This window comes from Variovorax sp. GW821-FHT10B04, assembly GCF_059415645.1.
Genome location: NZ_JBWKNQ010000001.1, coordinates 453,209 through 475,634, shown reverse-complemented (window position 1 = coordinate 475,634; position 22,426 = coordinate 453,209). Strand labels below are relative to the sequence as shown.

Below are 22,426 nucleotides of genomic sequence, written 5' to 3'. Positions count from 1 at the left end.
TTGGCAGGGACACGGCGAGCGCATGGCGGGCATCGCCACCGGTAACTCGTGCGGCTGACTCTGTCGGTCACGGCCTGCCGGCGCGGCGACGGGGTGTGTCCTCCGGCCGGAGCCTTGCGTCATGAACCTGCCGGCCTACGACACCCTGTTGACGCAGACCCCAGGTGCGCATGTGCTGCATGTCACGCTCAATCGCGTGGCGGCGATGAATGCGTTGAACACACAGATGGGACGCGACCTGCTGGATCTGTTCGGCCGCATCACCGCCGACCCCGGTCCGGTCCGGTGTGTGCTCCTCAGCGGCGCTGGCAGCAAGGCATTCTGTTCTGGAGGGGACCTCAAGGAACGCAACGACATGACGCAGCAAGCCTGGCAGGCGCAGCATGAGCTGTTCGAGCGGGCTTTCTTCGCGATGATGGAATGTCCCACGCCCATCATTGCCGCCCTCAACGGCCACGCCATCGGCGGCGGACTCGAGATGGCACTCTGCTGCGATTTCGTCTACGCGGCGCGCGGCGCACGCTTTGGCTTGTCGGAGGTGCAGCTGGGGATCATGCCTGGTGGCTGCGGCACACAGAACCTCGCACGTGCGGTCGGCGAGCGCCGCGCCAAGGAGCTGATCCTCACGGGGCGGCCTTTCTCCGCAGACGACGGCGTGGAATGGGGCGTGTTCAACCGGGCCTGCGATGGCGACGCGCTCACGGTCGAGGCGCTCGCAACGGCCAGCGCCATCGCCGACAACGCGCCCCTGTCGCTGCGCCAGGCGAAGAAGTCCATCCACTACGGTCTGCAGATGGATCTGCTGACGGGATATCGCTTCGAGATCGAAGCCTACAACCGGCTCGTCGACACCCACGACCGCAGGGAAGGCGTGCGCGCCTTCAACGAGAAGCGCAAGCCCGAGTTCCTGGGCCGTTGACGCTCTTGCTTTCCCTGAGAACCACGCAGAATGAAAATCAAACCACTTGCGCAACAGCGGGTCATCGACCTGACCCAGAACGTTGCAGGCCCTTACTGCACCCAGATACTCGCAGACCTCGGCGCCGAGGTGATCAAGATCGAGCGCCCCGGCTCGGGCGACGACACCCGGCACTGGGCACCTCAGATCGGCGAGGGCATGTCGCCGACGTATGCCACGCTCAATCGAGGCAAGCGCAGCCTCGCACTCGATCTGAACCATGTGGACGGGCAGGCACTGCTGCGCCGGATGCTGCGCGCCAACGACATCGTGATCCACTCGCTCAAGCCGGGAAGCGCCGAGCAGCGCGGACTGGGCTATGACGATCTGAAGGTGCATTGCCCTGGGCTTGTCTACTGCGCGCTGAGCGCATTCGGCAACATCGGGCCGATGGCCACGCTGCCTGGCTACGACCCGTTGATCCAGGCCTATGCGGGCATCATGTCAGTCAACGGACACGACATGCAGCCGCCTGCGCGCGTCGGGGTCTCGATGGTCGACATGGGCGCGGGTCTCTGGTCGGTCATCGGCATCTTGGCGGCGGTCACGCAGCGCAAGGATACGGGCGAGGGCGCGAGGGTCGACACCTCCCTGCTGGAGACGGGGCTCGCATGGATGACCAATCCGATCGCGAACTTCAGCGCCAGCGGCAAGCTGCCGCGGCGCATGGGTTCGGCCACGGCAATGCTGACTCCTTACGAGGTGTTCGGGACAGCCGATTCGCACGTCTTCATCGGCTGCGGTGCGGACCGGATGTTCCAGAAGCTGACTCTCGCGCTGGGCCAGCCGGCGCTCGCGCGGGACCCGCGCTTCGTGCGCAACGCCGATCGGGTCCTGCATCGCGAGGATCTGCATGAGGCGATTGCGTCGCTCACGCGCACGCTGTCCACGCAGACCGTGGTGGAGAGGCTGCGCGCTGCAGGCGTTCCGGTGAGTGCGGTCAACGACATGGCGCAACTGCTCAGTGACGCCCAGGTGGGCGCGCTCGCACTGCATCACCCGATCGCCGCGCCGGGGTTGGACCGTGTGCAAGCGGTTGGCACACCGATCCGGCTGGATGGCGAACGGCCTTTCGACGCCCGCCTGAGCGTTCGCGTCGGGCAGGACACGGAAGCCATCCTGCGCGAGGCCGGGCTGCAGCCCGGCGAGATCTCCGACTTGACGGCACGAGGCGCCGTCCAGGTCTGAGCAGCCCTTTTTTCCTTTCAACCATCTTCGATCCTTCGATCTCTGCGAATCACTCCATGGACTTTTCCTACTCACCCACCCAACAGGAAATCGCCGAAGCCGTGCGGGGCCTCTGCGAGCGATTTCCCGCAGACTACTGGCGCCGGTGCGATGCCGAGCTGGCCTATCCCGATGCCTTCGTCCAGGCGATGACCGAGGCGGGCTGGCTCGCCGCGCTGATCCCGGAGGCCTACGGCGGTTCGGGTCTGGGCCTGCTCGACGCATGCATGATCCTGCAGCAGATCAATGCCTCGGGCGGCAATGCGGCCAGTTGCCACGCACAGATGTACACGATGGCGGCTGTGCTGCAGCACGGCACACCGCAGCAGAAGGACGCCATACTGCCGCGCATTGCTGCGGGCGAACTTCGCCTGCAGGCCTTCGGCGTGACCGAGCCCACCGCCGGCTCCAACACCCTGCGCATCAAGACCTTCGCCAGGAAGGTGCCTGGCGGCTACATGATCAACGGCCAGAAGATCTGGACGTCGCGTTTCCGACAGTCCGACATGTATCTGCTGCTTGCGCGCACCACGCCGTACGAAGACGTCGCGAAGAAGACGGACGGGCTCAGCCTGTTCCTGGTGGACATCAAGCAGGCGGGCAAGGCACTCCAGCCTCGCACCATCGACACCATGCTGAATCACCATACCAACGAGGTCTTCATCGAGAACCTGGAGGTCGGCGACGAATGGCGCGTGGGCGAGGAAGGCAAGGGGTTCAGCTATCTCTTGAGCTCGCTCAATGCCGAACGTCTCCTCGTGGCGAGCGAATGCATCGGCGACGGCAAATGGTTCATCGAGAAGGCGCGCACCTATGCCGGAGAGCGCGTCGTGTTCGACAAGCCGATCGGCGCGAACCAGGGCGTGGCCTTCCCGATCGCGAAGGCGCACATGAACCTGAGCGCCGCCGAGCTCATGCGCAACCAGGCCGCGAGCCTGTTCGATGCCGGCCGACCTTGCGGTGGCGAGGCCAACATGGCCAAGTACTTGTGCAGCGAGGCATCGTGGGAGGCCGCCGAGGCGGCCATGACGACCTTCGGGGGCTTTGGTGTTGCGACCGAGTACGACATCGAGCGCAAGTGGAAGGAGACCCGTCTCTTTCGCACGGCACCGATCTCCAACAACCTGGTGCTCGCCTACGTGGCGCAACACCTCCTCCAGATGCCGCGCTCGTACTGAGTCAGGCGCGCAGAAGGCGGATCCTGGGTAGAGCCATGAACGATCAATCCCCGACATTCCTCGCCGCCTGGAGCGCGTGCGCGGCACGCGCACGCCGGCCGCTGCCAGCAGCGGCCGACGATGCGGCGCGCCGAAGCTGGTTCGACACGCTCGCGGTGATGGCCGCCGGGATCACGGAGAACTGCAGCCGCGCATCGGCGCGGGCGTGCATGTCACTCGCAGGCGTCGCGCCTTCTCCCGCCGATGCCGCGCTGGTGCTGGGCACCGCTTCGCATGCGCTCGACTACGACGACGTCTGCATGCTGGCCACCTGTCATCCCAGCGCGCCGATCGTCTCTGCCTTGCTCGGTGGTCTGCCCCTGTTGGCGCGAGAACGACCTGCGATGACGTTGAACGATCTGCTGTCTGCCTACCTGGTCGGCACGGAAACCATGTTGCGTCTCGGAGCGTGGCTTGGCTTTCGCCACTACGCGCTGGGCTTCCACGCGACCGGCACGCTTGGCACGGTGGGCAGTGCGGCCGCCGTCGCGCATGCGATGCAGCTGCCGCACGCCCAGGCTCATGCGGCGCTGTCGATCGCCGCGAGCAGCGCAGCGGGACTGCGTGCCAATTTCGGTACCGACGTCAAGCCGCTGCATGTGGGGATGGCCGCTGCGGCCGGCTTGCGCGCCGCATCGTTCGCGCGCGCGGGCATCGGGGCCAGCGATGACGTCTGGGAGGCTGCCGGCTTTGGACTTGCATTCAACGGCGGAGTGCCGGCCGCGGCACTGGCCTGGCACGCGGACACCGAATGGGCGATCGTCCAGCCCGGCTTCGAGTTGAAGCGCTACCCAAGCTGCTACCTGTCCCATCGCCTGATCGCCGGCATTCTGGCGATACGAGCCCGGCAGCCGCAGGCGGCTGCCAGGCAACCGGTGGACATCGACATCGAAGTCGCACACAACGGGCTCGCCGCATTGAAATACCCGCGGCCTCGAACAGGTCTGCAGGGCAAGTTCAGCGGGACGTACTGCGCAGCTGCAGCCTGGCTGGACGGTGCCGTCGGGCTGGGGACTTTCTCGGACGAAGCCGTCCAGCGCCCGATGCTGCACGCCTGCATGCAGCGGGTGACTTTGCGCGAGCGCAGCGCGTCGTCGGAGTCTCTGGACACGGCGCCTGTTCAGGTGGCCGTGCGCGGTGCCGACTGGCATGACGCGATCACCGTCGACTGGGCGCCTGGCTCGCTGTCCGATCCCATGAGCCGGGTCCAGCAGATCGGGAAGGCAGAGGATTGCCTGGCACATGGCGGGTCCATGTCCATCGAGCAGATCCTCCCCCTTCTCGACGGACCTCTCCACATGCCGGTATCGGCGTTGCTGCCGATGCGCGAGGCGTTGTTGCAACGCACGTTGCAGTGTGATTCCCAAAACGAAGGAGACAAACCATGTTCGATCGCAAAGGCCCCGCCTTCTTTGACAGCAGGCGGAGCATCCTGAGGGCCGCCGGCGCCGCGGCAAGCCTCTACGCGTTGGGCGCGCACGGTGCGGCCTGGCCCAACAAGCCCATTCGCATCGTTGCGGCGCAGGCACCCGGCTCGTCCAACGATGTGACCGCGCGTGCGCTGGCGGATCATTTCAATCGCAAGCTCGGCGTGCCTGTCGTGGTGGAGAACCGGCCGGGTGGGGTGAGCATGATCGCTGCCGATCTGGTGGCGCGCTCGCCGGCGGATGGGCATACGCTGTTGATTGCACTCAACAGCCAGCTCGCCCAGGCGCCCGTGTTGCTCAAGAAGCCGTCGATCGATCCCGACAAGGATCTGTTGCCGGTCGCTTCGATCGGCGTCGGGCCCGTGACGGCCGTCATGCACAAGGACTTCCCCGCGCAAACGCTGGAGCAGCTGATCTCCTATGCGCGCAAGAAGCCCGTCAACGTGGGCAACTATGCCATCGGATCGGGCTGGCAACTGATGCTGGCCCAGCTGTCCAAGCAAACCGGCGCGCAGTTCAACGTGGTGAACTACAAAGGCACGGGGGCGATGTTGATGGACCTGTTCGCAGGTCAGGTCGATATCGGTGCCGGTTCCCTGGCCGGCATCGGTGCAGGTATTCAGAAAGGCACTGTCAGACCCTTTCTGGTGTTCACGCCAAAGCGCTCGCCTCGCATGCCGGATGTCCCCACATGGACCGAGGCCGGGTTCCACGGACCGGCCTTCGAAAATCTGATCGAGAGCAACGTGCTCTTCCTGCCGGCGCACACACCTGATCAGGTCGTTGCGCAGATCGCTTCGCTTGTGCAGGACGCCTACCGGGAGTCACCGCGCCTGAAAAGCGCATTGCTCGTATTGGCCGAGGATGAGGCGCCCCTGACGGGCACCGACCTGCGGGCTTTCATCGACCGCTCATGGACGAGCTATCGCGATCTCACGCGTGAGCAGGGCATGGTCGCCGAGTAGACATCCGATGTCGGAGGCCGTTGCTCAGGCGTCGCAGTCTGGGCAATGCGCCGCATCCCATATGACCGAGGTTCCCGAATGATTCATTTTCCCAGCCAGGTCAAACTGGTCGATGTCGGCCCGCGCGATGGCCTGCAGAACGAAAAGCAACCGGTCTCCGCCGAGATCAAGATCGGCCTCGTGCACCGCCTGCAGGACGCTGGCCTGAAGGAGATCGAGGTCACGAGCTTCGTGAGCCCGAAATGGGTACCGCAGATGGCCGACAACGCCGAGGTGATGCGCGGCATCCACCGCAAGCCCGGCGTGCGCTATTCGGTGCTCACGCCCAACATGAAGGGCTTCGAGGCGGCCATCGCCGCACCGCGCGCGGAGTGGCCCGACGAGATCGTGGTGTTCGGCGCCGCGAGCGAGGCCTTCAGCCAGAAGAACATCAACTGCTCGATCGCCGAGAGCATCGAGCGTTTCGCGCCAGTGGTCGCCGCGGCGCGCGAGCGGGGCATCCATGTGCGTGGCGGGATGTCCTGCGCACTCGGCTGCCCGTACGAGGGCGACATCGACCCGTCACGCGTCGAGATGCTGGCCGGCCTGATGAAGGGCATCGGCGTGCAGCACGTCGGCGTGGCCGACACCATCGGCACCGGTACGCCCGTCAAGGTGCAGCGCGCGATCGATGCGACGTTGAAGCATTTCGGCATCGACGACATCTCGGGCCACTTCCACGACACCTATGGCCAGGCGCTCGGCAACACGCTGGCGAGCCTGGAGCTGGGCGTGTGGCAGTTCGACACCTCGTCGGCCGGCCTGGGCGGCTGCCCGTATGCGAAGGGCGCGACCGGCAACGTGGCGACCGAAGACGTGGTCTACATGCTGCACGGCATGGGCATCGAGACCGGCATCGATCTCGACCTGCTGATCGACGCGGGCGTGTACATCAGCGAGGCGCTGGGCCGCAAGACAGGCTCGCGCGTGGCGACCGCGCAGCTGGCCAAGTCGGCTTGACACCATTCGATGGCGCCCCAGACGCGGCTCGGCGACGCGACGCCTCATGCAGCGGAGACCGACCCGCGCCGACGAGGACGACGGACTGTTGACGTGGCTCCGTCCGGTGGCCGCACTCAACCGCTCTTTTCGCCGATCCGCTTCCTGCGTGCAATTCCGCCAGGCTTTTTGATCGATTGGATGCTGGAAGCAACTGCCTTGGCCTTGAAACCCGCATGAATGCTGGGTAGTCGGCGGGACAACGCTTCTCTTTGCGCCCGTGGCGCCCGCACGCCGCAGCTCACAGGACGATGAACTCAGGGCAGGGCAGTGGCCTTGACCACGCAAACCCACAGTTGCCAGACTGGCCACCGAAAGGTGCGCTGCCGTAGGCGTTACCGTCATCCAACGCGTCCGTTTTCGAGAGGAGCCCAGCGGGGCAGTTCTCGATGAACCACGACGTCGTTTCGATGACCGCAAGTTTGCCGTTCCGGGCTCGCGCCTGCCTGGAGCGCCGGCCCTCCGGGCCACCAACCTTCCGTTTATGCCCAGCCGTTCCATGGCAGCTGACGCACGGGCGGCGGAGGGTTGGCCAGTTTCCGGTGACCAATCTTCCAATGGTTTGAAGGATCTCGCTTATTGAGCCTTCATGTATCGAAGGGGTGAAACGCCGAAGTGCCTTCGAAACATTGCAATGAAGCTGCTCGAGGTGGAATAGCCCAGGGAATCCGCGACGGTGCCCACGCTGGAACCGAGCGCCAATTGCTCCATCGCTGCCATGAGCACCGCCTGTTCTTTCCAATGGGCGAAGCTGATCTGCACCTCTTGCTGGAAAAGCCGACTCAGCGTTCTCGCAGACAGACCGGCCCATGAAGCCCATGCCTCTCGAGTGCGCGGGTCGGCTGGGTTTTCGAGGATCGCCGAAGCGATCCGAAACAGTCGGCGGTCGCGCGGCATGGGCAAGCGCATGCGATCGTGAGGTGCAACCGCAAGCTCATCGATGAGCACTGCCATCAATCGACTCTGTTCGGCATTCAGTTTCTGGAGCGAGGTCCAATCGACGACGCGGGCCACGATGCACTCCACGAGATCATTGATCTCGATCACGCAAGGTTTGGCTGGCAGGACCTTGCTTGCTGCTGGCGACAGGTAAAGGTTCCAGCTGTGTGTGACGGCGTTGCTGTTGACGGCATGCCGCTCACCCGGGGGCATCCAGGCCGCTCGCCTTGGCGGAACAGCCCAGGCACCGCGGTCCGTGCGCACCTGCAGCAAGCCGTCTGCAATGCACATCAGTTGACCTCTATGGTGCGCATGCCACCGTCCCTCGTATTTGGCAGTTTTGCCGGAGAACGACGGCATCTTGGCGGCGGAGATTGCGAGCACCCGATGTCCGCCCCGTCTTTCTCCGAGCACGTTGAGGGCCTCCCTGTACTCGAGGATGGTTGGAAACAGATGAGGCTTGCTATCCATGGCTCAAATTCGCTACTTATTTGCAGTACCGAGCTACCGCGATCTGGGCTCGCAGTGAGAAAGTTTGTCTGCCGTGCAAAGACGCACGCAGACGTTCCACTCTTATAGCGAAATCGAGCCATGAAACCAATACCCGTCGCGGCAGCGCCGAATGCCACTGCAGTCTTCATCGTTGGTGGAGGTCCCACCGGACTCGCCATGGCGCTGCTGATGGATCGATTCGGGGTTCCCTTCGTGCTCGTGGAGCGCAACGCCGGGTTGACGGATCACCCACGCGCCCGGGGCGCGTGGGTCCGCACGATGGAGTTGTTCCGCCAATGGGGCATCGAGCGTGCGGTCAAGGCTCGGGGCCTGCCCGACGATGCCAATGGCTTTGCCTTCGTGGAGTCCATCGCCGGCCACGAATATGGGCGCGTGCCGCGGGAAATCGACATGGGGCAAACGCCCGCATGGAAGTGCACGGTGTCCCAGGACGTTGTCGAAGACGAGCTGTTCCAGGTGGTACGTCGTTCACCGTGGGGACGCATCTGCTACGGGACCGAGTTCCTGCGACACGAAGAAACGGCGGACGGCCTCACGGCCGTCACGCGCGATACGTCGACGGGTCAAGAAACTGTCTGGTCGGCGAACTATCTCATCGCGGCAGACGGCGCAGGGAGCGGGCTGCGCCGGCAGTTGGACATTGCCATGATGGGGCCCGCGAGCCTGGCAATCATGAACAACGACTACTGGCAGGGAGATCTCTCGCACTTGCCTCGCGTGCGTCAGATCGGCGTCTTTCGCATCATGCCGACCGATCCGGAAGTCATCCCTGCCAGCGTTCTCAATACGAACGGCGCAGACCGATGGCTGACGGTCACCCGGGTGGGCGACGGCAACGACGAGACTCCACCTCAGCGAAGCGATGCCGAAGTCGTTCGCCTGGCACGGGCCCATTCCGGAATTCCCGATCTGGACGTCAAGATCATCAACCGATCGGTATGGCGAGTCAGCAAGCAGGTTGCCGCCAAGTACTCGCGTGGCCGCGCCTTTCTGATTGGCGATGCGGCGCACCGCTTTCCGCCGACCGGCGGCTACGGCATGAACACAGGCATTCAGGATGCGCACAACCTCGCATGGAAACTCGCGATGGTGCTTCGAGGCCAGGCCGGAGAAAGCCTTCTCGACACATACGATACCGAGCGGCGGCCGATCGGACAGGCCAATGCCAATTTCAGCCACGGGAACAGCGTCCGATTCATGAAGTTGGAAGAAGCATTCCAGGCTCGCAACCTCCAGGCCATCAACTTCTGGATCAAGGACGTCGTCCACCATAGCCACAGCATCGGTCTCGGCCTGGGATTCGCCTACGAGGAAGGTGCGCTGGTGCCTGACGGAACTGCCTCGCGCGGACTGACGCTCGGCCGCTATGACCCTTCCGACCGTCCCGGCGGACGCTTTCCCCACCTGTGGCTGGATCTGGCGAGAGAGCGCTCCACGCTCGACCTGTTCGATCGCGACTTCATGATCGTGCATGGTCCCAATTCTGCCGACTGGCAAGCGGCCGCGCGGGACGTGAGCGCACGGCTGGGCCTCACGGTACGTACGTTCCAGCTCGACACGGTCGATCCTCGCGATGGTCTGGACATGGGTCTTCATGGCGCGGTGCTGGTTCGTCCCGATGGGCATGTCGGATGGCGCATGCCATGGGCGCCACAGGATCCGGCGGCCAGTCTGGCGCAGGCCTTGAACACCATCCTCGGCACCGGCCGGACCGCCGATTCACGGAGGGCCGCATGAACGCGTGCGTGCAAGGGTTGCATCACTTCACGTTGCGATGCGACGCCGAAGATCTGGACGGCCTGCGGGACTTCTACTGCCGCGCGCTGGGGCTGGTGCCGGGCGCACGCCCGGACCTGAGGTTCGCGGGGTACTGGCTCTACGCATCGGCCCAGCCTGTCGTGCATCTCTACGCCTCGGGCCGCGCACCGAGCCCCGAGGCCGTGGCACTGGATCACATCGCCTTCAAAGCCACCGGGCTCGCCGCCACGCGCGGCCGCCTGGATGCCGAGGGCATCGGCTACACGGAGGCGCCGGTCCCGGGCTGGACGCTGCACCAGCTCTTCATTCGCGATCCGCTCGGTCTCAAGCTTGAACTGACGTTCGATCTCGCCGAAGAACTCGGGAATGCACCATGACGCTGTTTGCAGACCTGAGCCACGCGCGCACGGCCTATGACATGCGTGGCACGGGCAGCCCGATTCTTCTCATCCACGGTGCCGAGGCGAATCGCGAGAGCCTTGCCGAACTCTCGAAGGCACTTTCGTCTCATGCTGCAGCACCCCTGTGCGCGGTGACATACGACCAGCGCGAATGCGGCGAAACGGTCAGTGATGGCGCGCCCCACAACATCCCCGATCTTGCGGAAGATGCGGTCGAGCTCATGGCGAGCCTGGGCTTCGAACGCTTCTCCGTCATGGGAACCTCTCTGGGCGGTCGGGTGGCGCAGGCCCTGTCCATCGCCCATGCCGAGCGTGTCGAGGCGCTGTGCCTCGTCAACACGTGGCCGCTGGACCGCGCACTGTCGGACCTCCATCCGCAGGGCGTAGATCGTCTCCGGAGACTGCGCGCCGGCCTTCCCGCCACGGCGCGGGATCTGGCCGCGATGTTCTACACGCCTGCGCACGTCGCTCTTCATCCGGCGCTGGCCGAGCGCTTTGCAAGGCCGGGAAGTGCATCGCGTCGCAGCGCGTTGGCGCTCGAGGTTCACGATCTTCCGCCCGAACGCATCCGGGTGCCGACGCTGTGCATTTCGGGCGCGGACGACCAGGTCGTTCCGACCGCCGTCATGTCGGCGCTGGCGGGGCGGGTGGCGCACTCCACTTCTGAAATCGTTCCGGACGCCGGGCATTCGATCGCTGTTCAGGCGCCCGCGATCCTGGCCCTGTGCATCGCGAATTTCACGTCCCGTCAAGTCAAACCGCTTCCTTCAACCTGATTCCCCTCCAGATCATCGAAAGGTCCCGCTCATGTCCACTTCCGCGCTTCGGCGTCGTACTCTCGGCAAGGCTTTGGCCGGCCTGCTCTTTGCAGGCTTCGTTGTCGAGGCGACGGCGCAACAGACAGTCCGCATCGTCGTACCTTTTGCGGCTGGCAGTTCGACCGACCAGCTTGCCCGGCAGTTGACCGACGCCTTGCACGAGATCAACGGCAATACCTATGTCATCGAGAACAAGCCTGGTGCGAGCGGCATCATCGGATCTTCCGACGTCAACAAGTCAAAGGCCGACGGCACGACCCTCCTCATGACCACGGGTGGGCACGCGACCAACGCGGTGCTGTACGACAAGCTGCCCTACGACTCCCTGAAAGGATTCACACCCATCTCCCAGCTCACCGTGACGGCGGGATTTCTGTTGATGGTGCCTGCCGACTCGCCGTACAAGTCGCTCGACGAGCTGGTGGCTGCAGCCAAGGCGCACCCAGGCACGATCAGCTATGGATCAGCCGGCAATGGCAATACGACGCATCTGGTCGGTGCCATGTTCGAGAAGTCGGCGGGAATCAAGCTGATTCACGTGCCGTACAAGAGCACGCCGATGAACGACCTCATTGCGGGCCACATCAATATGCTGTTCTGGGGTTCCGGATTTGCGACACCCCTCATTCAGCAAGGCCGAGCCCGCGCACTGGCACTCGCCGGCGACAAACGTGTGGCGGACCTGCCCGACGTACCGACACTGAACGAGAAGGGATTCCGCGGTGTCGACGTGCCCGCGTGGGCTGGCCTGTTCGGACCACCAGGCATGTCTGCCGAGACCGCCGACAAGATTCAGCGCGATGTGGCCAAGGCCATGCAAAGTCCGTCGTTCGTGAAGGCGTTCAGCGCGACACCCGGCACGTTCAGGCTGGCGTCGACGCCTGCTCAATTCAGCGACTCCCTGACCAACGAAGTCGCTCGTCTTCGCCGAGATATCACCCCGCTCGGCATTCGGATGGATTAGGCGTGGAAACAGTGGACGCGGCGCTGAGCCGGCTTCGCAAGGAGATCGACGTCATCGACGATCAGATCGCCGAACTGCTTGCGCTGCGATTCGTCAAGACCGACATGGTTGGAGCGCACAAGGCGACTCTTGGAGAGCAGGCGAGGCATCCGCAGCGCCAGTTGCAGCGCAGCCTGCTTCTCCAGGAAATAGCCGACCGCCATCAGTTGCCGGCAGATCTCGTATTCAACCTGTTTGGCGTCATCGCACATGAAGTGGTATCGCGCCATCGGGCGGCGGGATGTGCGGACGAGGCACTAGCCCCCTGATCAAGACATATGAAAAGGCGACGACTGACATGCAGTTCAACTGGCAAAACCCATATCCCACCACGCGCATTCCGGTGTTCGCACGCAACAGCGTTGCCACCTCGCATCCGCTCGCCACGCAGGCCGGGCTCTCTCTGCTCTCGCAGGGCGGGAATGCGGTGGACGCAGCCATCGCCGCGGCGGCCATGCTGACGGTCGTCGAGCCGATCTCCTGCGGGCTCGGTGGGGATGCCTTTGCACTGCTTTGGCACGAAGGGCAGCTGCTGGGACTCAACGCCTCGGGCACCGCCCCGGCGCGTTGGAGTCTTGACTATTTCCGAGCGCGATACGGAGAAGACGGCCATGGGCTGGTGCGGCGGCCGCACCGCGGATGGGACAGCGTCACCGTCCCAGGTGTGATCGCAGGCTGGGAGGCGCTTCACAGACGCGCGGGGCACCTGCCCTTCGCTCAACTGCTGGCGCCTGCGATTCGCACCGCGGAAACCGGCTATGCCGTCTCACCGGTCGTGGCGCACAAGTGGGCTGCGGCGGTCCCGGAGTTGAAAGATCAGCCTGGCTATGCCGATACCTTCATGCCCGCTGGCCGCGCACCGACGACGGGTGAATGGTTTCGCGCACCCGGACATGCAGTCACTCTGCGTCGCTTGGCCGAGCATGGTGCTCAGGATTTCTACCGCGGCGAACTCGGCGAACGCCTCGCCGCCGCGGCCCGCCTGGCCGACTCCGCATTGACTGCGGATGACCTCGAACGCTACGAAGTGGAATGGGTCGAACCCATCGCCCAGGCGTATCGGGGCCACACGGTGCACGAGATCCCGCCCAACGGCCAGGGCCTTGCAGCGCTGATCGCGCTGGGCATCTGTGCGCGCTTCGACCTGCGCTCGCTCGGCGCCGAATCGGTCGATGCCCACCACATTCAGATCGAGGCCATGAAGCTCGCTTTCGCCGATGCCTACGAGCACATCGCCGACGGCCGCTTCATGCACGTGGCACCCGAGCGCTTCCTTGAACCGGCGTACCTCGACACGCGCGCCAAGCTCATCGACCGGCGGCGCGCGGGACGCTTCCCGACGGGCTTCCCGCGCCGTGAAGGAACCGTGTATCTGTGCGCTGCCGATGAGAACGGCCAAATGGTGTCGCTGATCCAGTCCAACTACATGGGTTTCGGTTCGGGCGTCGTGGTGCCGGGTACTGGCATTTCCCTGCAGAACCGCGGCGTGGGCTTCTCTTCGGACCCACGATCGGCCAATGTGGTCGCAGGCGGAAAGCGACCCTTCCACACCATCATTCCTGCGTTCATGAGCCGCGACGGGCGACCTGTGATGGCTTTCGGTGTGATGGGCGGCGACATGCAGCCACAGGGACATTTGCAGACCATCGTTCGCATGCTCGACCATGACCAGCAGCCCCAGGCTGCCTGCGATGCGCCACGATGGCGGGTCAATCGAAACGGCACCGTCTCGGTCGAGGCGAACATGGCCGTCGACCTGCGCCGTGGGCTCGCGGAACGCGGGCACGATCTGCAGGCGGTCGATGACCCCTACATGGACTTCGGATCGGGTCAATTCATCGCCCGACTCGACGATGACCCCACACACGGCTACATCGGTGCGAGCGATGCGCGCCGGGACGGGCAAGTCTCTGGTTTCTGACCATTCGCGGCCGTGGCATCTCCCCTTGGCATTTTCACTTTTATTGCGAATTGCCAATGGAAGGCCGTCAGCCGCGCTTCGGCGCGCTCTTTCACTTGCCGATCCTCATCGCCAAATTGATCTTTCGATGCGTGTCTATTGGTGATACTGGCGATATGGTCTTGGTGCGGCGCAACAACTGCCTTGGCCTTGGAACCCGCATGAATGCTGGGTAGTCGGGGGGACAACGCTTCTCGTTGCGCCCGTGGCGCCCGCGCGCCGCAGCTCACAGGACGATGAACTCAGGGCAGGGCAGTGGCCTTGACCACACAAACCTACGGTTGCTAGACTGTCGCCCGCAGTCGCCGAAAGGTGCGCTGCCGTAGGCGTTACCGTCATCCAACGCGTCCGTTTTCGAGAGGAGCCCAGCGGGGCAGTTCTCGATGAACCACGACGCCGTTTCGATGACCGCAAGTTTGCCGTTCCGGGCTCACGCCCGCCTGGAACGCCGGCCCTGTCGGGCCACCCACCTTTCGTTTCTGCCCCGCCGTTCCACGGCGGCTGCCGCATGGCCGCACGGGCGACGGAGGGTTGGCAAGCGCATGCCCAGGTCAGGTTCGCGGCGTCACTGCACTCCCACCTTTCCCAGGGACATCCCCCATGAAAATCACCGGAAACACCATCCTCATCACCGGCGGCACCAGCGGTATCGGCCGCGCGCTGGCCGAAGCGCTGCATGACCGCGGCAATCGCGTCGTCGTCGCGGGCCGGCGCCAGGCATTGCTGGACGAAATCGCCGCCGCGCGACCAGGCATCGAGGGCCTGCTGCTCGATGTGGACGAGCCGACTTCTCTGGCGCAACTCGGCAAGCAGCTGCAGCAGCGTTTTCCCGAGCTGAACGTGCTGGTCGCCAACGCCGGCATCTCGCGCAGCGAGGACATGGCCGACGACGGCTGGACGGCGGACGCCGCCGAGGCCGTGGTGCAGACCAACATCCTGGGCGTGCTGCGTGTGGCGGCCGCCGTGCTGCCGCTCATCAAGCACAAGCCTGATGCTGCCTTGCTGGTCACCGGCTCGGCCCTGGCCTTCGTGCCGCGCGCCGACTTTCCGACCTACTGCGCGAGCAAGGCCTTCCTGCACTCCTGGCTGCAATCGCTGCGGCATCAGTTGCGCCGCCACCCCGTCGAAGTCCTGGAGCTGTCACCGCCCTACGTCCAGACAGAACTCACTGGCGCGGCGCAGGCGAGCGACCCGCGTGCCATGCCGCTGTCTCAGTACATGGAGCAGGTTCTGGAAAAGCTTCAGGCCGGCGATACGCCGAGAGGCGAACTGCTGCTGGACCGCGACCTGCCGCGCCGCTGGGCCGAGCGGGACGGCTGCTTTGACGCGATCTTCTCCACCATGAACCCGATCTGAACCATGAAAACGCAATGCACCGGCACACTGAACCACCTCAGCCTGCCCACGACCGACCCGGCCGCCACTGCGGCCTTCTTCCAGCAACACTTCGGCTGCGAGATCGTCACCACGGGCGACAGCATCCTGCTCCAGCGAGACGGCTTCGACATCGTGCTGGACCACATCGCAGACACGACGTCCTGGCCATCGAACTTCCATTTCGGCTTCGAGATGGCCACTTTGCTCGAAGTGCAACAGTTGCATGCGGCCTTTCAGCAGGCCGGCGTGCACATGGAGACGGGCGTGTTCAACAACACCCGCGGCTCGCGCTTCTTCTGTCGCACGCCGGAAGGCCTACTGATTGAGGTGAACACTCGCGAGGACAGAGGCGGCGGTTGGCAGCAACTCTTCTGACAGCCGCGCTGCTCAAGCCGCTTCGCTGCCCGAAAGCGTGGCGGCCCACGTGCCCACAGCAACGCCGCCGAGCCATTGCCGGGCGTGCTGGTGATCGCGAGCAGTCCCTGCGTGTGCAGGGATGCGCTTCAACTGCAATTCGGGGCACCCAAAGGGCGCTCCACTCTCACAGCCGTTGTCCATCCCGAGGAGCGGTGGCAGGGACTTCCCGGATCTGTCAGAACGCGCTCTTGACCACCCCTCCGTCCACCCGAAGCGCCGCCCCCGTGGTCGCCGACGCCAGTGGGCTGGCCACGTAGGCCACCAGCGAAGCGACTTCCTGCGGCGCAGCGAAGCGCTTGATCAGCGACGTCGGGCGAACGTGGCTGAAGAACTCCGCCTCGACCTGCTCGAAGCTCTTGTCGCTCGATCGCGCCATGCCTTCCACGAAGTCGCCGACGCCACGCGATTTCGTCGGGCCCGGCAGCACGCTGTTGACCGTGATGTTCGTCCCGGCGACCGATTCCGCCAGCCCGCGCGACACCGCGAGCTGCGCGGTCTTCGTGACGCCGTAGTGGATCATCTCGGTCGGGATCTGCACCGCGCTTTCGCTCGAGATGAAGATGATCCGTCCCCAGTTCGCGCGCTTCATCTCCGGCAGCACCAGGCGTGCGAGGCGGACGCCGCTCAGGACGTTGACGTCGAAGAAGCGCTGCCAGTCGTCATCGGGAATATCTTCGAAAGCCTTGGCCTCGAAGATGCCGAGGTTGTTGACGAGGATGTCGATGCCGGCGTGACGACGCACGACTTCCTCGGCAGCATCGGCCCGGCTGAGGTCTCCGGCATAGCCGAGAACCGTGCCACGCGTTTCCGAGCGGATGCGGGCCACCGCCTCGTCGACCGCAGGCTGCGACCGGCCGTTGACGATGACGCTGGCGCCCTCCGCGGCCAGCGTGTGCGCAATGGCGTAGCCAATGCCGGCGGTGCTGCCGCTCACCAGAGCCAGCTTGCCATCGAGTTGCAGATCCATCTTGATTCTCCTTGGTTGGTCGGACGATTGTGTCCGTGAGTTCTATCGTTCGCCCATCAGCCGAGGAAGTCGACCAGCGCCGGGATGACCTGCTCGGGCGCTTCCTCCATCAGCCAGTGCCCGGAGCCTTTCACGATCACGCCCTTCACGTTGGTCGCGACCATCTTCCCCTGTTCGATCAGGAAGGTTCCGCCGGCCTTTTCACCGGAGAGCACCAGCATCGGCATCGGCAGGGGCGTCTTGCCCAGCTCGGCGAACTCCGCCGCGTCCTGCTCGAAGGCCTTGAAGTACTCGAATCCGGCGCGCATGCCGCCGGGCTGTGCGTAGGCCTTGGCGTAGAACTGGCGATCGGCCTCGGGCACCGAGTGCTTCGGGTCGGCCGCGAAGTCGTTCCAGAAGTGCTCGAAATAGATGCGCTCGCGTCCCTTGACGAGTGCCAGTGGCGTCGGGCCATGGAAGTGGAAGTGCCACAGGTCGCGCAGGAGCCACACGTTCTGCCATTGGCCGATGCCGGGCAGGAAGGCGTCCATGAGCACCACCTTGTTCGTCTCCGAAGGAAATTGCGCGGCATACGCATAGGCCACCATCAGGCCGATGTCGTGGCCGACGATGCTGACGCTGCGGATGCCGAGCGACCGGACCAGTTCATGGATGTCGACGGCCATGTTCTTCTTGCCGTATCCGGTCTCGGGCTTCGACGAGTCGCCGGCCCCGCGGAGGTCGGGCACGATCACGGTGTGCGTCTTGGCCAGCAGCGGCATCAACGGGTTCCACATGTGGCCGGTCTCGGCATAGCCGTGCAGCAGCACGATGGCGGGGCCGCTGCCGCCGATGCGGTAGTGGATGCGCGTGCCGTTCACTTCCGCGCTGCCTGCGCGGAAGCCCGGCACGGCGTCGACAGCCGATGCGGCGTGCGCTGCGCCGCCCATGGTCAGTGCGGCGCCGAAGGCGACTGCGCCCGCGATCAGCGCGCGGCGGGAAGGGGTGGGGTGGCTATCGGTCATGTTGAACTTCCTTTCTGTTGGTTTCTCGGGTGACGTGAATTTATGATTCAGCTTCACTTCCAGAAAGGGGCCAAAAGTGGTTTACTCATTCAGCTTTTCTGAATGATTGGAAGTGACGCTCATGGACCGATTGCGTGCATACGAGGTGTTCGTCACCGTGGTGGCGCGGGGCAGTTTCACCAAGGCGGCGGATGCCCTGGACACCTCGCCGGCCAACGTGACGCGCTATGTCAGCGAGCTGGAAGCCCACCTGCGCACGCGGTTGATCAACCGCACATCGCGCCGCCTGTCGCTCACCGAAGGCGGCGAGGCGCTGTTCGACCGGGCCAAGTCGATTCTTGAGGAAGTCGCGGAGACCGAGGCGCTCGCGACCACCGCGTCGCTGCAGCCGCGTGGGCGTTTGCGCATCAACGCGCCGCTGAGTTTCGGCAGCCTGGTGCTGGCGCCCCTGTGGCCGAAGTTCATGGCGCGGTACCCCGACGTCGAACTCGACATCGCGCTGATCGACCGCGTGGTCGACATCGTCGAAGAGGGCTTCGACCTGGCCATCCGCATCTCGCGGACCACGTCGGGCAACCACATCGCGCGCCGACTGGGCAGTTCGTCCAACCTGATCTGCGCGTCACCCGCTTATCTGGCAATCCACGGCATGCCCGAGGTCCCGGCGGATCTTGCGCGGCACATGTGCCTCGGCTACACGTACGGCGCCACGTCCGACGAGTGGCAGTTGGCCGGCCCCGGCGGAACGCTGGAGTCCGTGCGGGTGCGCTGGGCCCTGCGGGCCAACAATGGCGAAACCGCGCGCGCCGCGGCGCTTGCCGGCGGCGGCGTCATCTGGCAACCGAGCTTCGTGATCGGGCAGGACGTGCAGGCCGGTCGGCTGGTCGAGGTCATGCCGGGCTATCGCATGCCGCCCATCGACATCCTGGCGATCTATGCCAGCCGCCGCCATCTCAGCGCGAAGGTGCGGGTGATGGTCGATTTCCTGGTCGATGCGCTTCAAGGCGCGCAGCCCGAGATGTCCGTCGACTCCGGCGGGGCCTCCAAGGATTCGTCCATGCGCTGACGAGACTTCTTCATGACACGCACTTCCCACTACCATCGCTCACCACCCATTGGCCACCACTGAAAGGCACCCATGAGCTTCATCACCACCAGCGACGGTACCGAGATCTTCTACAAGGACTGGGGCACGGGCCAGCCCATCGTGTTCTCGCACGGCTGGCCGCTGAGCGCCGACGACTGGGACGGCCAGATGCTGTACTTTCTGGCCCAGGGCTACCGCGTCGTTGCGCACGACCGCCGCGGTCACGGCCGCTCCAGCCAGGGCTCGAAGGGCCATGACATGGACCACTATGCCGACGACCTTGCGGCCGTCACCGCGCACCTGGACTTGCAGAACGCGATTCATGTGGGCCACTCCACCGGCGGTGGCGAAGTCGCCCGCTACATCGCCCGCCACGGCAGCCAGCGCGTGGCCAAGGCGGTGCTGATCAGCGCGGTGCCGCCGCACATGGCGCGTACGGCGTCCAACCCGAACGGCGTGCCGATGGAAGTGCTGGACGGCATCCGCGCCGCCGTGGCGGCCAACCGCCCGCAGTTCTTCAAGGATTTCACGCTGCCCTTCTATGGCTTCAACCGCCCGGGCGCGGTGGTGTCCGAAGGCATACGCGAGCACTGGTGGCAACAGGGCATGATGGGTTCGGTCCAGGCGCACTACGAGGGCATCAAGGCTTTCTCGGAGACCGACTTCACCGAGGATCTCGAGAAGATCGACGTGCCGACGCTCGTGATGCATGGCGACGACGACCAGGTCGTGCCGATCGCCATCTCGAGCGAGCTGACCGCCAAGCTGATCAAGGGCGCCACGCTCAAGGTCTACCCCGGCTACCCGCATGGCATGTGCGCGACGAACGCAGACGCGATCAACGCCGACTTGCTGGCGTTCTTCAAAGCTGACCGGTAGCGACCGTTCGCCAGGTCTGGCAATATCAGGACGGAAGCCGCCGCTCGATCGCTTCGCTGCCTGCGAGCGATGAGATGCGCGGCCCCGTTCTTACCCAAACCTGAAAGAAATCACCATGGCAAAAGCCTATTGGATCAGTGCGTACCGTGCCGTCAAGGACGCGGACAAACTTGCGGCCTATGCGAAGCTGGCCGGCCCCGCCATTGCTGCCGGAGGCGGGCGCTTTCTGGCGCGCGGACTACCTGCCGAGGTGTACGAATTCGGCCTGTCCCAGCGTGTCGTGCTGATCGAATTCGACAGCGTCGAGCAGGCGAAATCCGTTCATGACAGCGCGGCCTACCAGGCCGCGCTCGATGCGCTGGGCGATGGTGTCGAACGGGACCTGCGCATCGTCGAAGGGGTGTGAGTCCCGGCGGGGCGGGACTCGGCCAGCGGCGGTCTTCAGGACGACCGCCCTGGACGACCGCTTCGAACGGTGATCAGGCCAGTGCCGTGCTGAATGTCGCCAGCAGGCGCGTCCAGGCGCGCTCGGATTGGGCCGCATCGTAGACCTGCGTATCGGGCGGGCACCAGCCGTGCGCTGCGGGGTACACCTCCACCTCGGCCGGCAGCTTCGCGCTGTCGAACGCGGTGCGCAGCGTGACCTTGGTTTCGGGCTCTTTGGCGTCGTCGTTCTGGGCCACCGCAATCAGGTAGCGCGCCTGCGTCTGGGCCACCAGGCGATGCGGGCTGTCGGGGGCTGCGGTCACCATGGCGGCACCGTGGAAGGTTCCGACAGCGCCCACGCGGCCGGGCGCCACGGTGGCCGTGCGCACCGCGATCGGCCCGCCCATGCAATAGCCGGTGGTGCCCAGCTTGCGCGTCTTGTCCACTTCCGATTGGGCGTCGAGCCAGGCCACGAAGGCGGTGGCGTCGCTCAGGTGCATGGCTGGCGTCAGGGCGCGCATCAGCGGCATCACTTCGGCGATCGGCGTCTGGCCGCCCTGTGGGGCGGTGGGCGCCTTCTTCTGCCGGTAGAAAGGGTTCACCACGAGCACGCTGTAGCCTGATTCGGCCAGCCGCCGCCCCATTTGCCTGAAGGCGGGACGAAGGCCGAACACGTCGGGCCAGATCAGCACGCCGGGTGCAGCGCCCGAAGTGGGCGCCACGAAGTAAGCGTCGCAGCTGCCCTCCGCGGTGGTGATGGTCACCTCGCGCTCGGCCACTGCCGCGGCGTTGGCCACGCTGGGCAGCGCGGTCACCAGTCCGGCGGATGCGGCCCACGTACCGAAGTCGCGGCGGGTGTACTTCTTCAGCTCTTCCTGGTCATTCAGATCACACACGATGGATTTACCTTTCAAGATTACGTCACACGCCAGCTTGTGCCATGAATCGGGTCGACCAGCAAGCAATGCTTCGGCAGGCCAGGGATATCGATCGGTGTGCTGCAGCGTCATGGCCGGTTCGATTCGACTGCGCCAGATCAACCCCGCACCAGGTCACGCTCCGTAGCATGGGCCGATGATCGAATTCACTCCCGCCGTCGCCGCCATCTCCGCCGTTGTCGCGGGCGGCATCATGACCGTCGGCTTTGCCGTTCGTGCGACCCGTTGGGGCACGCCGCTCCTGATGATCGGCATCGTCGGGCTGCTGCTGGTCATCTGGTATGGCGTGATCTCCAAGCTCTGACGCCAGCCGATCAGTTCAAAGTGAACGCCGACATCCGTGGCAGCGTCCGTTCGCCGGACTTCTGCAGATGCCGGCGCATGCGCTTCTCGGCCTTGTCCTGATCGCCTTCGAGAATCGCTTCGGTGATCGCGCGGTATTCCGCCACCATCGAGCGAAGGTCGGTGGTCGTCAGCGAGTGATAGAACTGCGCGCGGAACAGATGCGCGCGCGCCTGGGGCAGCACGCGGTCGAGTTCGCTGCTGGCGGCGATCTCGAACATCACCTTGTAGTAGTTGGCGCGCTCGTCGAGCACGCGGTCGAGCGCCTCGGGCGTCTCGGCGCTGATGAGCTTCTGCGCCGCGGCCTCGAAGCGCCGCGCGTTGCTGCCGATCCCGATGTTGGCCGCGGCCAGCCGGGCCGCCAGGCCCGACAGGACCTCCAGCACGCCCAGCAGGCTGGTCGCGTCCTCGCGCGTGAGTGAGCGGATGACCGCGCCGCGGTGCGGCGTGAGGTCGACGACGCCACTCGACGCCAGGATCCGCAGCGCTTCGCGTACCGTGCTGCGGCTGACGCCGAGGTCGCGCGTCAGGTCGGCCTCGATCAGGCGCTGCCCGACCGTGAAGCGCCGCATCAGGATGCCCTTGCTGATCGCATCGGCCACCCGGTCCGGCGTGCTGCGCGGATGGGTCTTTCCGGCGGGGGCCTTGCCCTTCGCTGGCGCGGACCCTGACGTGGGTTCCTTGTCGATGTCGTTCATGCGAGCTTCCAGGGTACGGATGGTGAGTTGCCAGGTCGCCAGCGTAACGGATTCCCCGGCGCCGCCG

23 protein-coding genes are annotated in these 22,426 nt (G+C 65.1%); 18 read left to right on the top strand and 5 right to left on the bottom strand.

From position 1 onward, the window contains the following. The first annotated feature begins 121 nt into the window (after nt 1–121). From AC07PZ_RS02285 to AC07PZ_RS02260, 6 genes are all read left to right on the top strand, one after another. Nucleotides 122–919 carry an enoyl-CoA hydratase/isomerase family protein gene (locus AC07PZ_RS02285; RefSeq protein WP_495293382.1) on the top strand — a complete coding sequence of 266 codons (798 nt, stop codon included), beginning with the start codon at nt 122–124 and terminating at the stop codon, nt 917–919. 30 nt (nt 920–949) lie between these two features. Beyond that, the gene (locus tag AC07PZ_RS02280) at nt 950–2,146 is read left to right on the top strand and encodes a CaiB/BaiF CoA transferase family protein (RefSeq protein WP_495293381.1); all 1,197 of its coding nucleotides are present in this window, start codon (nt 950–952) and stop codon (nt 2,144–2,146) included. Between the two features lie 56 nt (nt 2,147–2,202). Next, nucleotides 2,203–3,363, top strand: coding sequence for an acyl-CoA dehydrogenase family protein (locus AC07PZ_RS02275; protein ID WP_495293380.1), 1,161 nt, complete (start codon nt 2,203–2,205; stop codon nt 3,361–3,363). A 35-nt stretch (nt 3,364–3,398) separates the two neighbouring features. Continuing rightward, complete coding sequence (locus AC07PZ_RS02270; RefSeq protein WP_495293379.1) at nt 3,399–4,838, top strand: MmgE/PrpD family protein; 1,440 nt, start codon at nt 3,399–3,401, stop codon at nt 4,836–4,838. Beyond that, nucleotides 4,787–5,794: a Bug family tripartite tricarboxylate transporter substrate binding protein gene (locus AC07PZ_RS02265; protein WP_495293378.1), complete on the top strand. Its 1,008-nt coding sequence runs from the start codon at nt 4,787–4,789 to the stop codon at nt 5,792–5,794. The genes AC07PZ_RS02270 and AC07PZ_RS02265 overlap by 52 nt, the downstream gene beginning before the upstream one ends. Before the next feature lie 78 nt (nt 5,795–5,872). Next, entirely contained in the window at nt 5,873–6,793 is a 921-nt protein-coding gene (locus AC07PZ_RS02260) for a hydroxymethylglutaryl-CoA lyase (RefSeq protein ID WP_495293377.1), read from the top strand. Nucleotides 6,794–7,408: 615 nt separating this feature from the next. Here AC07PZ_RS02260 and AC07PZ_RS02255 read toward each other — a convergent pair. Beyond that, nucleotides 7,409–8,242 carry an AraC family transcriptional regulator gene (locus tag AC07PZ_RS02255; protein ID WP_495293376.1) on the bottom strand — a complete coding sequence of 278 codons (834 nt, stop codon included), beginning with the start codon at nt 8,240–8,242 and terminating at the stop codon, nt 7,409–7,411. Nucleotides 8,243–8,362: 120 nt separating this feature from the next. On the opposite strand from AC07PZ_RS02255, the gene AC07PZ_RS02250 reads away from it, so the two are divergent. From AC07PZ_RS02250 to AC07PZ_RS02215, 8 genes are all read left to right on the top strand, one after another. Further along, nucleotides 8,363–10,021 (top strand): FAD-dependent monooxygenase, encoded by a 1,659-nt coding sequence (locus AC07PZ_RS02250; RefSeq protein ID WP_495293375.1) that lies wholly within the window; start codon nt 8,363–8,365, stop codon nt 10,019–10,021. Beyond that, nucleotides 10,018–10,419, top strand: coding sequence for a VOC family protein (locus AC07PZ_RS02245; RefSeq protein WP_495293374.1), 402 nt, complete (start codon nt 10,018–10,020; stop codon nt 10,417–10,419). Before AC07PZ_RS02250 ends, AC07PZ_RS02245 begins: the two co-directional genes overlap by 4 nt. Beyond that, a complete protein-coding gene (locus AC07PZ_RS02240; protein ID WP_495293373.1) occupies nt 10,416–11,219 on the top strand; it encodes an alpha/beta fold hydrolase in 804 nt (267 codons plus the stop codon). Before AC07PZ_RS02245 ends, AC07PZ_RS02240 begins: the two co-directional genes overlap by 4 nt. A 31-nt stretch (nt 11,220–11,250) precedes the next feature. After that, nucleotides 11,251–12,225: a Bug family tripartite tricarboxylate transporter substrate binding protein gene (locus tag AC07PZ_RS02235; protein ID WP_495293372.1), complete on the top strand. Its 975-nt coding sequence runs from the start codon at nt 11,251–11,253 to the stop codon at nt 12,223–12,225. A 2-nt stretch (nt 12,226–12,227) separates the two neighbouring features. After that, a complete protein-coding gene (locus tag AC07PZ_RS02230) occupies nt 12,228–12,533 on the top strand; it encodes a chorismate mutase (RefSeq protein ID WP_495293371.1) in 306 nt (101 codons plus the stop codon). A 29-nt stretch (nt 12,534–12,562) separates the two neighbouring features. Continuing rightward, nucleotides 12,563–14,185: a gamma-glutamyltransferase family protein gene (locus tag AC07PZ_RS02225; RefSeq protein WP_495293370.1), complete on the top strand. Its 1,623-nt coding sequence runs from the start codon at nt 12,563–12,565 to the stop codon at nt 14,183–14,185. Nucleotides 14,186–14,824: 639 nt separating this feature from the next. Beyond that, nucleotides 14,825–15,580, top strand: a complete 756-nt coding sequence (locus tag AC07PZ_RS02220) for an SDR family oxidoreductase (protein ID WP_495293369.1) — start codon at nt 14,825–14,827, stop codon at nt 15,578–15,580. Between the two features lie 3 nt (nt 15,581–15,583). Then, on the top strand, nt 15,584–15,976 hold the full coding sequence (locus tag AC07PZ_RS02215) for a VOC family protein (protein ID WP_495293368.1): 393 nt from the start codon (nt 15,584–15,586) through the stop codon (nt 15,974–15,976). Between the two features lie 217 nt (nt 15,977–16,193). On the opposite strand, the gene AC07PZ_RS02210 is transcribed toward AC07PZ_RS02215, so the two are convergent. Further along, nucleotides 16,194–16,985 (bottom strand): SDR family NAD(P)-dependent oxidoreductase, encoded by a 792-nt coding sequence (locus AC07PZ_RS02210; protein WP_495293367.1) that lies wholly within the window; start codon nt 16,983–16,985, stop codon nt 16,194–16,196. Between the two features lie 56 nt (nt 16,986–17,041). After that, nucleotides 17,042–17,989: an alpha/beta fold hydrolase gene (locus AC07PZ_RS02205; protein ID WP_495293366.1), complete on the bottom strand. Its 948-nt coding sequence runs from the start codon at nt 17,987–17,989 to the stop codon at nt 17,042–17,044. Nucleotides 17,990–18,110: 121 nt separating this feature from the next. On the opposite strand from AC07PZ_RS02205, the gene AC07PZ_RS02200 reads away from it, so the two are divergent. From AC07PZ_RS02200 to AC07PZ_RS02190, 3 genes are all read left to right on the top strand, one after another. Further along, a complete protein-coding gene (locus tag AC07PZ_RS02200; protein WP_495293365.1) occupies nt 18,111–19,055 on the top strand; it encodes a LysR family transcriptional regulator in 945 nt (314 codons plus the stop codon). 72 nt (nt 19,056–19,127) lie between these two features. Further along, nucleotides 19,128–19,955 (top strand): alpha/beta fold hydrolase, encoded by an 828-nt coding sequence (locus AC07PZ_RS02195; RefSeq protein WP_495293364.1) that lies wholly within the window; start codon nt 19,128–19,130, stop codon nt 19,953–19,955. Nucleotides 19,956–20,070: 115 nt separating this feature from the next. Continuing rightward, nucleotides 20,071–20,361 carry a DUF1330 domain-containing protein gene (locus AC07PZ_RS02190; RefSeq protein WP_495293363.1) on the top strand — a complete coding sequence of 97 codons (291 nt, stop codon included), beginning with the start codon at nt 20,071–20,073 and terminating at the stop codon, nt 20,359–20,361. A gap of 73 nt (nt 20,362–20,434) precedes the next feature. On the opposite strand, the gene AC07PZ_RS02185 is transcribed toward AC07PZ_RS02190, so the two are convergent. Then, nucleotides 20,435–21,277, bottom strand: coding sequence for a dienelactone hydrolase family protein (locus AC07PZ_RS02185; RefSeq protein ID WP_495293362.1), 843 nt, complete (start codon nt 21,275–21,277; stop codon nt 20,435–20,437). A 178-nt stretch (nt 21,278–21,455) separates the two neighbouring features. Between AC07PZ_RS02185 and AC07PZ_RS02180 the strand changes: the two genes are divergently transcribed. After that, nucleotides 21,456–21,623, top strand: coding sequence for a hypothetical protein (locus AC07PZ_RS02180; protein ID WP_495293361.1), 168 nt, complete (start codon nt 21,456–21,458; stop codon nt 21,621–21,623). A 10-nt stretch (nt 21,624–21,633) separates the two neighbouring features. On the opposite strand, the gene AC07PZ_RS02175 is transcribed toward AC07PZ_RS02180, so the two are convergent. Beyond that, a complete protein-coding gene (locus AC07PZ_RS02175) occupies nt 21,634–22,359 on the bottom strand; it encodes a GntR family transcriptional regulator (protein ID WP_495293360.1) in 726 nt (241 codons plus the stop codon). Nucleotides 22,360–22,426 lie beyond the last annotated feature (67 nt).